This window comes from Siminovitchia thermophila (assembly GCF_016909185.1).
Lineage (GTDB): Bacteria > Bacillota > Bacilli > Bacillales > Bacillaceae_C > Siminovitchia > Siminovitchia thermophila.
Genome location: NZ_JAFBFH010000014.1, coordinates 61,023 through 75,331 on the forward strand (window position 1 = coordinate 61,023; position 14,309 = coordinate 75,331).

At 40.1% G+C, this 14,309-nt stretch carries 11 protein-coding genes; 7 read left to right on the plus strand and 4 right to left on the minus strand.

Annotation, left to right across the window (positions count from 1 at the left end):
- Positions 1 to 289: 289 nt before the first annotated feature.
- The 3 genes from JOC94_RS11325 (at position 290) to JOC94_RS11335 (ending at position 3,520) form a co-directional block, all read left to right on the plus strand.
- Positions 290 to 1,048, plus strand: a complete 759-nt coding sequence (locus tag JOC94_RS11325) for a class I SAM-dependent methyltransferase (RefSeq protein ID WP_077112812.1) — start codon at positions 290 to 292, stop codon at positions 1,046 to 1,048.
- A gap of 442 nt (positions 1,049 to 1,490) precedes the next feature.
- Positions 1,491 to 2,060, plus strand: coding sequence for a DUF6434 domain-containing protein (locus tag JOC94_RS11330; RefSeq protein WP_077112814.1), 570 nt, complete (start codon positions 1,491 to 1,493; stop codon positions 2,058 to 2,060).
- 695 nt (positions 2,061 to 2,755) lie between these two features.
- Positions 2,756 to 3,520, plus strand: a complete 765-nt coding sequence (locus JOC94_RS11335; protein WP_077112786.1) for a hypothetical protein — start codon at positions 2,756 to 2,758, stop codon at positions 3,518 to 3,520.
- Between the two features lie 154 nt (positions 3,521 to 3,674).
- On the opposite strand, the gene JOC94_RS11340 is transcribed toward JOC94_RS11335, so the two are convergent.
- The 4 genes from JOC94_RS11340 to JOC94_RS11355 all read right to left on the minus strand — a co-directional run bounded on the left by JOC94_RS11340 (position 3,675) and on the right by JOC94_RS11355 (position 9,966).
- Positions 3,675 to 4,385, minus strand: coding sequence for a DUF1266 domain-containing protein (locus JOC94_RS11340; RefSeq protein WP_077112788.1), 711 nt, complete (start codon positions 4,383 to 4,385; stop codon positions 3,675 to 3,677).
- A 13-nt stretch (positions 4,386 to 4,398) separates the two neighbouring features.
- A complete protein-coding gene (locus JOC94_RS23375; RefSeq protein ID WP_077112790.1) occupies positions 4,399 to 5,730 on the minus strand; it encodes a tetratricopeptide repeat protein in 1,332 nt (443 codons plus the stop codon).
- A complete protein-coding gene (locus JOC94_RS11350) occupies positions 5,727 to 7,430 on the minus strand; it encodes a molecular chaperone HscC (RefSeq protein WP_077112791.1) in 1,704 nt (567 codons plus the stop codon). The genes JOC94_RS23375 and JOC94_RS11350 overlap by 4 nt, the downstream gene beginning before the upstream one ends.
- Positions 7,431 to 9,204: 1,774 nt before the next feature.
- On the minus strand, positions 9,205 to 9,966 hold the full coding sequence (locus JOC94_RS11355) for a DeoR/GlpR family DNA-binding transcription regulator (protein ID WP_077112793.1): 762 nt from the start codon (positions 9,964 to 9,966) through the stop codon (positions 9,205 to 9,207).
- Positions 9,967 to 10,364: 398 nt separating this feature from the next.
- Here JOC94_RS11355 and JOC94_RS11360 point away from each other — a divergent pair, with 398 nt between their 5' ends.
- The 4 genes from JOC94_RS11360 to JOC94_RS11375 all read left to right on the plus strand — a co-directional run bounded on the left by JOC94_RS11360 (position 10,365) and on the right by JOC94_RS11375 (position 14,301).
- Entirely contained in the window at positions 10,365 to 11,456 is a 1,092-nt protein-coding gene (locus tag JOC94_RS11360) for an alcohol dehydrogenase catalytic domain-containing protein (RefSeq protein ID WP_236017066.1), read from the plus strand.
- A 54-nt stretch (positions 11,457 to 11,510) separates the two neighbouring features.
- Positions 11,511 to 12,554, plus strand: coding sequence for an ABC transporter ATP-binding protein (locus tag JOC94_RS11365; RefSeq protein ID WP_077112797.1), 1,044 nt, complete (start codon positions 11,511 to 11,513; stop codon positions 12,552 to 12,554).
- Positions 12,555 to 12,557: 3 nt separating this feature from the next.
- Positions 12,558 to 13,436, plus strand: a complete 879-nt coding sequence (locus JOC94_RS11370; protein WP_077112799.1) for a carbohydrate ABC transporter permease — start codon at positions 12,558 to 12,560, stop codon at positions 13,434 to 13,436.
- A 124-nt stretch (positions 13,437 to 13,560) separates the two neighbouring features.
- Positions 13,561 to 14,301, plus strand: coding sequence for a carbohydrate ABC transporter permease (locus JOC94_RS11375; RefSeq protein WP_139345674.1), 741 nt, complete (start codon positions 13,561 to 13,563; stop codon positions 14,299 to 14,301).
- Positions 14,302 to 14,309 lie beyond the last annotated feature (8 nt).

Genomic DNA, 14,309 nt, shown 5'->3' on the forward strand with positions numbered 1-14,309 from the left:
TTCACAAAATACCACAACTACCTAGAACTGGATTGTTTATATATCGGCGCGGATAGGTAGTGGATTTTAGATGAAAGAGTGATTCTTTTGTGGGTCACTCTTTTAATATGTACCCTTCAGCTTCATGGTTTTTCAATAGCTTTATCATTAAACTATATCAAAAATTGTGTATATTCAAAAAAAGAGAGGGGTTCATGATAATCGTCGGGTCTTTATATTCAGGTAACAAGAATAAGGTGCGAAAAGTCATTCAATGAGCTTTTCCGCATATAAAATCGGAGGAATTGCATTGTTTAGTTATTATGGTGAACTCAGTACAGAGCTTTATAATGTTACAAAGCCTATTGGCTATTCAGTAGATGGTGATATTGAATATTACCTTGAAAGATTAACAGGTACGAATGGGAAGATACTGGAAGCAGCAGTGGGTTCAGGGCGGTTTTTAATACCTTTGCTGGAGAAAGGATATACTGTTGACGGCATTGACTATTCGCCTGCCATGTTAGATTCTTGCAGGAAGCGCTGTACAGAAAGAGGGTTACATTCGAATCTGTATGAAGGGAACTTACGCAGTTTTCAATTGCCTTCAAAATACGAAGCGATTGTCATACCTACGGGTTCATTTTGTTTGATTGAGAAATTAGAGGATGCCAAAAATGCCCTTACATGTTTTTATAACCATCTTATACCTGGAGGGCGTGTCATCATTGATCTGCTCTTCCCTGTTCAGTGGCGTACAGGAGAAACATCCACTTCCACTTTTCCTTTTTCCGATGAAGAAGGTATTTTATTAGAAAGCAAATCGATTGAAATAAATTGGGTAGATCAATATACTTTAACGCACTTAAAATATGAAAAATGGAAAAAAGGCAAGTTAGTGGACACTGAATTACAAAGATTTGCCATCCGGTGGTATGGAATAGAGGAGTTCAAACTGATTTTGAAAAATGTTGGTTTCTCTGAAATCACTTGCTCCGCTGATTATGATTACATGAAGGAGCCAACGAAAGAAACGCAATTGATTACATTTGAAGCTGTACGTAAATAGTTGAGAACATCAAGTTGTTTTGGAAAGCAAAAACCTTTGGATTTTTGGGTACGAGCAGTACAAAATTCAAGGGTTTTTACCGTTGGTGGGCACTGATCATGAGTTCTTTTTTTGAATGGAATGATATGGCTTAGCTCAAAATCAGTTTAAACCTTTCATTTTACGATAAGTGGCATTTCGGCTCAGACTAGGGTTTTCATTGTTCGGCAAGTAAGTAGTGGAGTCCACCATCGTTGACAAGAGGCTGCGTTAAAGCCCTATAAACAACATGAAGGCAAATGTAAAAACCTTTCATTTCACACGGTTTTCATGTTTTTTGCGAATATTCGTTAGTTTTCAGCTTATGTCCCAGCGTTTTTTGAGAAACGGATTTGTAACGTTTTTTGCAAAGTGGGAACTTATGTTCTATAATGTGTATGAAGTAAATGTGGAGGGAAAATGTATGAGACCTAGTCTAACGAAAAATGCAAGCGTGGAAAGTTTTAAAGCTTTCTATTGGTTAAAGGAAGAATTACAATCTTTTTGTAGGGAAAATGGAATAAGTGCCTCTGGTTCTAAGATAGAAATTTCCAATAGGATTGAAACATTTCTTCGGACAGGGGAGATAAAAAAAACTGCGAGAAAATCAAAAACGAATAAGAAGGTGCAACCTCAAGCAGATCTAAGTCTTGATACAGTCATTATGGAAAACCATCGCTGCAGCCAGCATGTAAGAGCATTTTTTAAATCGGTAATCCCCAACTTTCATTTTTCCACTTATATCCAAAACTATTTTAAGAACAATGTCGGAAAAACATATCGTGATGTAGTAGACGCTTGGTATGAGGAAGAGGAACGAAAGAAAGACCCTTCGTACAAGAAAAACATTGCACCTCAATTTGAATATAATCAATTTATACGCGACTTTTTTGCTGATCCGAAAAATAAAGGAAAAAGCCGTAAAGAAGCGATTGCAGCCTGGAATGTAATCAAGCAATTTCCCGGAAGCAATAAATATATGTCTAATCATTAGTTGAGCATTTTTCAGCATATTTTATTGACGTGATTTGACTTTTGCCAGGCAAAAAACAAGCATTTGGTTGACTCGTTCAACAAATGCTATTTGTTTGTCCTAATACCGAGCAGTTAGTTGCTCGACCCTTGAAGTGTCAGAAGGTTCCGTCACTAACGATAAAACAAAGACGGCCTCATGCTCTTTTAATAAATATGCGGCTTTAAGCCGCGCCCATTCATTGAATATATTTTCATGGTAGTGTATAAGCCATATCATTGAGGGGCTTTTGGCGATGATTGTGTCTTGAACGATACTTGTATTGCCGTTATGAACATATCCGAAACCTAATAAATCGGTTTCACGAATACTTGTTCATTTGGAAACAAATCTTGTTTCATAGATATGATTTGCTGAGTCCGCTTAATTCTTCAATATCCTCTTTCCGCATCCTTGAACGCCTCCTAAACGCTCATATATCCACTTTTATTTCGTTCCAATTTTAGATGAAACGTCAGATAGCCTGACAAATGGTTCGGATAAAAGACGGCTGCTAAAATAGTGTTTGCCAGAAAGTTTCAGGGGTAAATGAAAAGCAAGAACAGAAGAGAAAACCTAGTTTAGAAAAATGCAGAAATATAAATGTAACATTTGTAACCTAAATGAAATATTTGTGATAATATATAAACATGGGAAATGTAAAAAGGAGGAGACCGATGAAAAAGTTTTATGCTATTGTATTGATGTCTGTATTTTTGTTAGCTGCTAGTGCATTCCATTACTCGGGGACAAAAAGTGATGTAAAAGCTACTCAAGTAGCAGAAGAAATGGAAGTTAGGGACCTCCAAAAACCGGCGGAAAATACGAAACCAGAAGAAAAAGTACTTGATACAACAGCCATAACTGCAAAAATATCAACGGCTACAGAGGAAACGAATAAACAAGCAGAAAAAGTAGAACCTGAAGAAAAGGCAAAACCTGAAGAAAAGACAGTGGATGCCGTAAAAAAAGAAGAAACAACTCCAGCGGTTAAAGAAGAGACAAATAAACAAACAGCAAAAAATGAACATAACACCAATCCAGAACAAGTAAATGAAGGAAAAGATACATCTGCCGAAGATGAGATCATTATTGACGGTACTAAATATGTTCTGGTTATGGATGAGAATAAACATCCCAATTTAAGTGATATCATCATTGCCGTACGAAATCATGGTGCAAAACTATACGCTATTCCTGATAGTGATGTATTTATCATCATAAAGGATCAGAATCCTATTGCTTATATGAGTGCCGGAGTTTTAGAGGCTCTTCCGGACTATGCGGAATTGGTAAAAGATATGTTAACAAATAGATATGAGGGGTTTAAGGAGAATGTCGACCTAGCCATACAAACAGGGGAAACGGTGCAGGTGAATTGGGGATCAACAGGGTACCATATTGAGTTAAAAGATGGATGGTTAATCGTTAACCATTATTAAAGATAAAAACCCTTAAATTATTTGAAAAAATTCAAGGGTTTTTACGTTTCGGCAGACGAATATGGTTGTAACAAGTCCGGTTTCTAAGGGTTATTTTTTGCACTTCAGGCACACCATTCATTGCGCGCAACAGTGTATGATCGACGAAGGCTCATCAGATAGACAATTTCCCTTGCTTGTGAAGGGATTCCCCTTTATCAGGGAGCAGGTTCTGGTGCCATACCGCTTTATCGACTAATGTATTGCTAGCAAACAAGCTCATAGCCCCGTTAAAAATATGCCTGGCTTTCTTCATTTCCGGATCGGATTGGCTAAAAGCGTATCCTGCGGCAAAAGCTGTCATATAATCCTCCCAATTGTTGTAATGGCTCTGTAGACGCCTGGCTATTTCTATTTTGGTTTTCCAAGCTGTTTCGCTTGTTACATACCCATAAACAGGGCCGATTCGGCTTAAAAAAATGGCCCATCCTCCTCCAAACGCAGCAATGTCTCCCGAAGGCAGTTGCGGAAGGAATTTATCAACAACCGCCCTTCTGGCATAGTCGGGGTGGTTCGTTGATGTTTCCATATATCTTTTGCGTGAGGCATCCGTCAAAGCCGACAGATGAGCATGTATTTGTCTATATTCATCACGATAACCGTCATCCAGCAACCAGCGAATGGTGCTTTTGAATGATGCCGCATCGGTAATGTTCCAAGCGAGAAGAGCATTTTTCATAACCTGTTTTCGCAGCCAGCGTTCTGCCTTATGAAATTCATAGACATAATAGTAGTGGCCGAGAACACTGTCCGTACATATGGTAGAGAGGCAGCGGAAATATAACTCCAACTGCTTCCTTTTTTTGCGGCTGTATTGATGTAACATGAGTAACTCCTTTCTAAGTTGATAAAACTCGTCTAACCTTCCATATTTTCCAGGCATTCCACAGTAAAAGGATGAGCAACAGGCCTGTAGAATACGGATGTAGATCAAAAAGCAGCGAAACAATCAAGTAAAGACAAATATAAAACCAGGTTAATCTTAAAAACAGGAATGAGTGAAACAAGAAATCGTCTCGGAGCGGTTGCTTCCGTTCTGCAGGATCGAGGGTCTTGCCGTACGCATTCTCCGCAATACACCAGTGGATATATGATCGAAAATGGAGCTTGTTTATTGCTAATGTCTCCTTTATCAACTCTCGGCCATCTGCCGTATTACCCAGCGCTAAATGGCAACGACCAGCCAAGACCAGCACATTTTGGTCCTTGTTCCCTTCGTCTTTGTTCAGAAGATGCATGCAGTCGGCAAGGGCGGCCTCATACTCCTGCTGATCATAGTAAAGCAGGGCACGCTGCCAATATCCATCAGGATCATCGGGTTGAAGAGCGATGACGCGGGTGAAGCATTCCAACGCCTCATCGGGCTTCCTTATTTCCAGATAATATTTCCCTCTCATTAATTCCAGATCGGGGTCGTCCGTGAACAGCCCATGGGCTTCTTCCAGCAAATCGCCTGCTCTCTCTACTTCCCCATTCATCAGCATATATTGGGCTGATTCTCTCAGATCCAAATATTGTTCGATATCGAAGGCGATTTCTTGATTAACAAAACAATCATATCTGAGCTCCATCGTTCCTTCAATTTGCCTGATCATATACTCTACAAATTCTTCATCATAATGCTTCAGCAGCTCTTCTTTGTCCTCGCGAAAACCGAATGTGTTGTCCAGCACTTCCCAAACGATACGGGGAAGATGATGATCATCTTCAAGGAAGGAAATGAGCCCATCCCGCAGCTCCTGGCTGTATTCCATCTCCCATACAATATCTTCGTCCATAAGGGTTTGCCAAGACTCGGGGGTGATGCGGGCGTAAAAATCGTCATATAGTTCTTTCACCTGTTGAAGAAACGCGTATACCGGATGGCGTTCGGTTCTTGGCTCCTCCAGCGGCACAGGGAAAAAATCATTTGAGTTGAAAAAGTGTTGCTCCGAATCAAAAGATTCCTCACTATCTTCATATTGACTCTCATCCTCTTCATCCTGAAAAACAGGCAAGGAGGCAGCTTGGCTCTTAGCCTGTTTCATGGCGGCGTCGTAAGCCTCCCTAAGCCGCTGATACCCTTTAGGATCATCTTCAGGATGGTGAAGTTTCAGCTTTTTGGCATAAGCTTTTTTGATGGCCGATTCTTCAGAGGTCGGATCAATCTCCAAAATATCCCAGATGCTCACAAGAAATTCAACCGCCTTTCTACTTCTTCCAACCGTTCCTTAAACTGTTCGGCCGCCATTTTGATTTTTTGATCATCCTGCGTTTGTAGTACACTTTCAAATTGTTGTATGAACAGCGCGATGGCATCACGGACTTCGCCGAGCGTCTCCTCATACAGACGTTCTCCCTTGGCGATCAACAACCTGTTTTCGGTGCGGTCCCGCGGATGGATTTTAATATCCTTCAATTCCAACAGCCGCGCTTCGATCTGTTCCTTTGTCATACTCCCGGCATTTTGCTCAATGATCGTCCGCTTCTTCTCGCCCGTCGAGACACTAATCACCTCGACTTCAAGAATGCCATTTATATCATAGGTGTATCTTACATCAATCATTTGCTCACCGGCTGGGGCCGGAGGCACTTTAATGTTCAGCTCTCCAAGTTTGATATTATTTTCGACTCGCCGGCTTTCCCCTTGATAAACATCTACCGTTATCCTGGTTTGATCATCCCTTATCGTACAAAGCCGTTCTACCCTGCTGACGGGAATCGGTGTGTTCCGTTCAATGATCGGCAAGAAGTTTCCGTCGGAATATTGCCCGCTGCCTAATTCCCGAACGACGCTCGTGCCGAGCGTATACGGGCATACATCCGTTAAAATGATCTCTTCCAACGCTTGATTCCGTTGTTTTAAAGCGGTTTGGATGGCCGCACCCAAGGCGACCGTTTCATCAGGATTGATATTTGTGTACGGCATTCTCCCGAACATACGGCCAATGACATTTTTAATGAGCGGCATTCGGGTTGCTCCGCCGATCATAATGACTGCATCCAAGTCTGAAGGGGACAGGGAAGCATCCCGAAGCGCCCGTTCAATCGGCTGGCGCAGACGAAGAATGAGAGGCTGAGCCAGCTTCTCGAACTCTGAACGGCTTAGCTGACAGTCATAAACTTCACCGTTTAAGGTCATGCTCATGTCCACAGTTGCTTCCTGGCCAATGGATAGCTTGCACCTTTCGGCCTGCTTGTAAATAGCCGCTTTCGTCTTCGAGTCGAGCGCTTCACTTTCAAGTTTGTGCGTCTTCATGAAATGGGAAATCAACAGCTCTGTAAAATCTTCCCCACCGAGAAAGTTATCCCCCGCAATTGATTTTACATCCATAACGCCCTCGAACAGCTCCAAAATGGACACATCGAACGTTCCGCCCCCCAGGTCAAACACGAGAAATTTCGTTTCCGGTTTTTCCTGATGCAATCCGTAAGCAATGGCCGCGGCGGTCGGTTCGCTAATAAGTCTCTCTACCTTCAATCCGGCAATCTCTGCCGCGAGCTTTGTTGATTTCCGCTGCGCATCGTTGAAATAAGCCGGTACGCTGATAACCGCTTCCGTAACCTGTCTGCCAAGATAATTCTCTGCATCCTCTTTTAGTGTTTTCAGCACGAAAGAGGAAAGCTCCTCCGAAGAGAAGGAGTGTTCTCCAAGATCATACTCTTTTTCCGAGCCCATATATCGTTTAAAAGCGGATGCGGTCAGATGCGGGTGAGTCATGAGTCTCTCTTGGGCAATACGCCCGACCAAAATACTCCCATTTTCATCTACACTGACAATGGATGGAGTCATTCGCTCACCGAGTACATTAGGGATAATGACGGGTTTATCCTCCGTCCAATAGGTTACTAGACTATTGGTTGTCCCTAAATCAATTCCTATCGTTGTCAAAGAATATCCCTCTTTCTATCTGTGACTTTATTACATAAAATTCCACTTATTGGATCATCCTCTATTTCTATCCTATTTTAAAATGTTTTTTATCGCAATCAATGCCGCTGAAAAATTCCCGGCAGGCTGAAATTTTCTTGGACTTGAACAATTCAGTAAAGGTGTATTTGTTTCTTCTGAGGGAAAGTCGATGGAAATTTTGGTCATGAGCCAATGCATCGATCGACTTGAACATTCCTTTAACGAATTAAAATGACTCTTTATTTTGTGCAACGGATGATGAGGTTGCGATGCGTATGAAAAAGGATTTTTATCCCCTTAGCACCCAAAATAGTTTTGGGAAGTTTCTAGAATAGGAGACTTCAAAGTTTTTTATTCATTGTCTTGACGGGTATACATAATCCTTTCATTTGTCTTCAATGAAATGGGATATGTCAGACAAAAACATTTTATGTGTAAAATCCTTATTGTCTAAAAAATATACCTTAATGTACCTCGCATTCCATAACGATTGTGGCTGACCGCTATATCCCGGAAAACATGAACGATGGGGAGGTTATTACTGGGAAAAAGCAAGAACATTTGATTAATGTGTTTACATGTTTTCAGCAAGATCACCCTAGCAGTAAGCTCTGCTTATCGGCATGAAAAAACAGCCTCAAAACTTCATTCTGAGCTTGAGATCCGACATTCCATTTTTCCACTGCTTTGTCCCTTCGTCTCATTTATGAAGGCCATCCAACGATGTTGCGATGACACTTGGAATAAATCGTAACGCAACAGAAATTAACAGCCCTATAAGGTGGAAAATCCGGTTCGCTTGTTGAGACGGGCATTGAAGGCCGAAAAAAAGGAATGGTGTGCATGACCTCAGAAAGTAATAAGATGATCAGTACGATAATGTGATGGCGATGGAATGATTAATTAAGTCATTCTTAATTTACGGGATTGAAGCAGCCCGAAGTATACGTGAAAAACATAAGAAAAGCTCCGTAACGATCATAAAAGAAAGAGTCTGTGACACAACTAAATCAGCTGATGAAAAAACGAACCATAAAGTGAAACTTCATTCAGTAGGGCTCCTACTGAATGTTAGTTGAACCAATCGGGCATTTAGGTGCCGTTATCTCCCACTTAAACCTTTTATATTCACTCAAGCTTTTGAAGTGGGAGTCTTACGGCACATTACATGCGGGATAAAGTGAAACTTCATTCAGTATGAGTTTTCTTCCATCTCCTACTGACTGTTAGAACCAATCGGGCACCTTACATGCGGAATAAATGGTCCCAGTGTATCATACGCAAGCTTTTAGCGTAGTCAACTTATGTAGACTCCTGCGGGAATAGCTCGAGCTGAAGATCCCGCAGGAAAGCGACCTTTGCTTTCCGAGGAAGCTGAAGCCGGGCACGCGGAAAGCGAAATATGTTGACGTAGCGATGATAGGGATTTTTTTACTCAAATAGGGGAGTGGACATAAGGTAAAAGCTGATTGTTATTCGTAAGAATCTGAGAATAAAACCGTTAAGGTTTTCAAACTGGTGGTTACCCCTAAAAGTTAGAGTAGAAAGTCTCATTTTCGGGGGTAAGTACCACTTGATTTCACGCGGTTTATTCATTTTTACAGGGGTATGTCCCGGCCCCTTTTTTGTTCGCGAACCATAGATTATCTGATGTTTCTCAATTATTAGGCCTTCATTGCTTGCCGTTAATCATTTGCAAATTCGAAGTTTCATTTACCCTTGTACAATAACTGCCTTTTGTATCCAATGGCTGTTATGCCAGATGGATACGAACCCCTTGCTCTTCCCACAGATGTAAATCTAAACCTTCAGCTTCTTTTCCAGTAACGATATCGTCTATTTGCTTAATGCCGGCTACCTTGTGTAAGGAGACACTGCCAATCTTTGTATGATCAGCAACGACGATCACTTGTTTGGCGGCGCGAATCATTCCCCGCTTAGCGGAAACGAGATACTCATCAAAATGTGTTAATCCTTTTTTGTGATGGAGGGCAGGTGTCCCCAAAAAGGCCTTATGAACATGGAGTGTCCCTAAAACTTCATCCGTAATCATTCCATTTAACATAAAGCTATCAGGAAATAAAGTTCCTCCTGTAACGATCACTTTGATTGATTTCGCGGACCGCAGAATCGCCGCAATGTTTATATCGTTTGTTATGACAGTTATATTTTTTCTATGAATGATGGCATTCGCGATATGAAGGGTTGTTGTACCCGAATCAAGAATGATATTTTCTCCGTCTTTTATTAGCTCTGCTGCCTGTTTGCCAATACGTGATTTTTCCTCGTATTGGACGGTGGTACGTTCTTGGAAAGGGGGCTCAGAATGTACTTCCTCATCTATCATGACGCCTCCATGTGTTCTAATGAGCAATCTCTTTTTTACTAATGAACGAATATCACGCCTAACGGTTGCCTCATGAACGTTAAAATGCTTAGCGAGATCTGAAATGGTAGTGGCGGTATTGTTTCTAACATACTTTAATATTTGTTGTTGTCTTTCCAATGGCAACATTGAATGCACCTCTTGAATCAATATTTGGATGTTCGAGAGAGGAACTCATCCTATTCTATTATGCTCTTTTTTTTCTCTTTGTGCTTAAATAAGCTCATTTAAATTCAATTTTAACAGGTTCTTTACAATATATTAACAAAAAACATAATCATTATTGATAATACAATAGTAAAATGCTAACTAAATCTAATTTGTTGTTCGTTTTTAACATAAATGAATAAAAACGAATAGTTTACCTATGGTTATACCGGTTTGTTTCACTCAAATATGTTCATTTTTGTTTAAGTAAGTGTTTACAAGCATTTTGTTTCTTAGTATCCTATTAATCGAACAGTTCAAAAATCACCTGTTTATTTGAACGTTTAGATGTAATGGATAGCAGAAAGGAGCTCGACATTTTGTTAGAAACAAAAGAACAAATTCAATCCAATGTTTATCAATTGATAAAACCTGGTGTTTTTAAAGAAGTAAACATATCTCACCCCTTACAAAACGGGGAAGTAGTCGTTGAGCCTACTTTGGGAAGCATCTGTCATGCAGATCTCCGTTATTTTTCTGGTCAAAGAAGGCCTGAAGCGCTAAAAGAAAAACTGCCAATGGCATTGATTCATGAGGGGATTGGAAAAATAGTAAAAAGTAACTTGGACTCGCTGCCCGAAGGGACTCGGGTAGTCATCGTTCCCAACATTCCCGGCTACATTTTAGAAGGAAAGCAAGCAAATGATTGCTGTCCGATATGTCAAAAAGAAATGGGGGATAATTATTGTGAGCATAAGAGATTTTTGGGAAGTGGCTATGATGGGTTAACCCAAAGCAAGATAGTCATGCCTTCTTCTTGTGTGATTCCCATACCAAATGAAGTTCCAGATGAAATAGCTGTTTTATCAGAATTGTGCACAGTATCATATCAAGCGCTTCGTTCGATTAAGGAAAAGCTGCAAAACTCAACCGTCGCCGTTTTTGGAGACGGACCAGTAGGTTATATTACAGCCACGATGCTTACACACATATTTGGCATAAAAGAAGATAGACTTACAGTTTTTGGAGCGGATGCTGATAAGTTGAAACATTTTGATTTCGCGAAATGTTTCAATGTGTTGAATGATCATTTCTCAGAAGGCAATCAATATGATATTGCCATTGACTGTACAGGAGGCAAATTTTCCGAAAATGCCATCAATCAGGCGATTGATCTCTTAAACCCGCTGGGTGAAATCATTTTGCTTGGTGTTTCCGAGGAAAAAGTTTGGATTAATACAAGAGATGTTTTGGAAAAAGGCATCTCGTTGAGAGGAAGCAGTAGAAGTTCATTCTCCGATTACCCGCCTGTTTTAAAAGCCATGAAAAACCCTTCTTACCAAGAGGCGTTAAGAGCGTTGCTTCCGAGAAAAAGGACAGAGATTACATCTGTAGAAGATTTGAAAAATGTAATGGATGACGCGCTTCAAAACCGTGGATGGGAAAAATGTTTATTAGAGTTCCATTGGTGATTTGCAAAATTGTGCTTTTCAACAATAACAAATTGATGCGAGGGGGTACGTTGATTGGCGTCCATAGAATTTAAGCAAGTTACAAAAACATTTCAGCAAAATGTAGTGATCGAAGATTTAAATTTAAAAATTAAAGACGGCTCTTTTACAGTATTGGTAGGACCTTCTGGTTGTGGGAAGACAACTCTTCTTCGAATGATAGCCGGGATTGGTCCTCAAACATCTGGACAAGTAATGATTGGCGAAAAAGATGTGACAAATATTCCGCCGGGTAAACGTGGGGTCTCAATGGTATTTCAAAACTATGCGCTTTATCCGACAATGACTGTCAGGGGAAACATAGAATTTGGATTAGTCAATCATAAAGTGAAAAAACATGAGAGAAAGCAACTGGTAGGCAGTATCAGTAAAAGTGTCGGGCTCTTCGAATATCTTGATCGAATGCCATCCACTTTATCAGGAGGACAACGACAACGGGTCGCGTTAGCGCGCGCCATGGTAAAAAATCCATCCGTCTTTTTAATGGATGAACCATTATCAAATTTAGATGCAAAATTAAGGGCGCAAATGAGAATTGACTTGATTGAACTACATAGAAAACTGGGGACTACTTTTGTTTATGTAACTCATGACCAAGTAGAAGCGATGTCTATGGCAGACACAATCGTATTAATGAATAAGGGAGTGATTCAACAAGAAGCGCCGCCTGAAGAAATGTACCGTGATCCTAACAACTTATTTGTTGCGCAATTTATCGGGGTTCCTCCCATGAATATCTCAAACTTGGGCGTAGATCATGTTAAGTTTGGTTTTCGACCAGAGAAACTTATATTATCTACTTCACCGATCAAATCCTATTTTTCAATAAAAGGAAGGATCGTTACGCGTGAAATGTTAGGATCGGAGACGATCTATCAGATCAGATATAATGATATTTCTTTTATGGCAAAAAGTACCGAAGACAAATACCAAGTTGATCAGGATATTAACGTAGGGGTTCAGGCGGAAGATATATTCTTCTTTGGAGAAAACGAAGAACGGATTCGGCCAGATCATCCAAATTTCCAAAGCTATTTGGAAAAGTTAAGGGAGTATTAGGATATGAACAAACAGAAAGTATGGGAGAAGTTGCGTCCATATGTAATGATTGGTCCTGCTATGATGGGGATATTTATTTTTGTCATTTATCCAATATTGAATTTGATCTACTTAAGTTTCTTTGACTATAACTTAATGAACAAAGCAAAAAGTAAGTTTGTAGGGTTCGACAATTATGTACAGATTCTTTCGCGAAGTGATTTTTATAAATCGCTAAGCAATACGTCTTTATACACATTGGGTGTCGTTGTACTAACAATGACCATCTCTATATTGATTGCCCTATGGCTAAGTAAACAAACGAAACTAAATTTTGTCATTCAAGCTGGATTGTTTACGCCCCATATCGTCTCCATCGTATCAATCGCGTTGATATGGTTGTGGATGATGGAGCCGGGTATAGGATTTCTCAATTATATTTTGAAAACTTTGGGATTGCCGACTTCCCAATGGTTACAGAGTTCCAAAACAGCTTTAATTTCCATCATTATTGTCTCCGTATGGCAGGCGATCGGATATTACATCATTATCATCGTTGCGGCATTACAAGGTGTATCGCCTAGTATTTATGAGGCAGCCGCGCTGGATAATGCGAAAAAATCAAAAGTATTTTATAAGCTCACATTACCATTAATTTCGCCACAACTCTTTTTCATTTTGGTCATTATGACGATTGGTTCCTTTAAAGTATTTGACACTGTCAGAATAATGACGGGCGGGGGACCGAATAATGCGACCAATACGCTAGTCTACTATATTTACGAATACCGAACAACGAATATAGGGTATGCTTCAGCCACTGGTGTGATTTTAATGTTCATTATTGGTCTGTTAACAATCATATATTTCCGGTTGCTGTCTAAAAAGATATTTTATCAATAGAATGAGGTGGCACCAGGAAGGGGGAGCATGATTGAGTTCAGGATTTTTTCCGCGTTTTAAAGGAACAGTAAACATTCTATTAAAGATACTTGTATTATTAATCTTTATATTTCCGTTTTTATGGATGATCTCTACATCCTTACAAACGTTTCAAGAAACAATGGCATTTCCACCTACGTTGATTCCTGAAGTACCGCAATGGATTAACTTTGTAGATGCGATGCAAGCAGGACCATTTGTAACTTACGCCAAAAATTCAGTGATCGTGACAACATCCATTATTGTCATTCAGCTGTTGATTATGATACCAGCTGCGTATGCATTTGCCAGATATGACTTTTTTGGAAAAAAAGTATTGTTTGCCCTGGTAATACTTGCATTTATGATACCCGGGCAGATTACCTTCATTCCAGTGTATTTGATGATGGCCGAGTGGGGACTTATAAAAACCCTGCTTCCCCAAATACTTCCATTTATGACCAATGCCTTCGGGATCTTTTTATTACGACAGTATTTTATGCAAATACCTGATGAAATTATTGAAGCGGCACGGCTTGATAACGCAAGTGAGTTTAAAATTATGTGGAAAATCATGACGCCCATGTCAAAACCGGCGCTTGCAACCATTGCATTATTTAGTTTCGTCAGTCATTGGAATGATTATTTCTGGCCGCTTGTCATGACGGATTCTGCCGAGGTCCGCCCGCTAACATTAGGAATTGCGATGTTAAGACAAACGGAAGGAATTAGTAATTGGCATATAATTATGGCCGGAAATGTGGTCTTAGTACTGCCGATATTGATTATTTATGTATTTTGCGCAAGGCATATTGTGAAAGCATTTGTTTATTCAGGGATTAAATAATTCCTAAT

What these genes read in the sequence shown, in the direction of transcription:
- JOC94_RS11330 (WP_077112814.1), top strand. Translation starts at nt 1,491, where the DNA reads ATGAGACCTAGTCTAACGAAAAATGCAAGCGTGGAAAGTTTTAAAGCT.
- JOC94_RS11335 (WP_077112786.1), top strand. Translation starts at nt 2,756, where the DNA reads ATGAAAAAGTTTTATGCTATTGTATTGATGTCTGTATTTTTGTTAGCT.
- JOC94_RS11340 (WP_077112788.1), bottom strand. Translation starts at nt 4,385, where the DNA reads ATGTTACATCAATACAGCCGCAAAAAAAGGAAGCAGTTGGAGTTATAT.
- JOC94_RS11355 (WP_077112793.1), bottom strand. Translation starts at nt 9,966, where the DNA reads ATGTTGCCATTGGAAAGACAACAACAAATATTAAAGTATGTTAGAAAC.
- JOC94_RS11370 (WP_077112799.1), top strand. Translation starts at nt 12,558, where the DNA reads ATGAACAAACAGAAAGTATGGGAGAAGTTGCGTCCATATGTAATGATT.
- JOC94_RS11375 (WP_139345674.1), top strand. Translation starts at nt 13,561, where the DNA reads ATGATCTCTACATCCTTACAAACGTTTCAAGAAACAATGGCATTTCCA.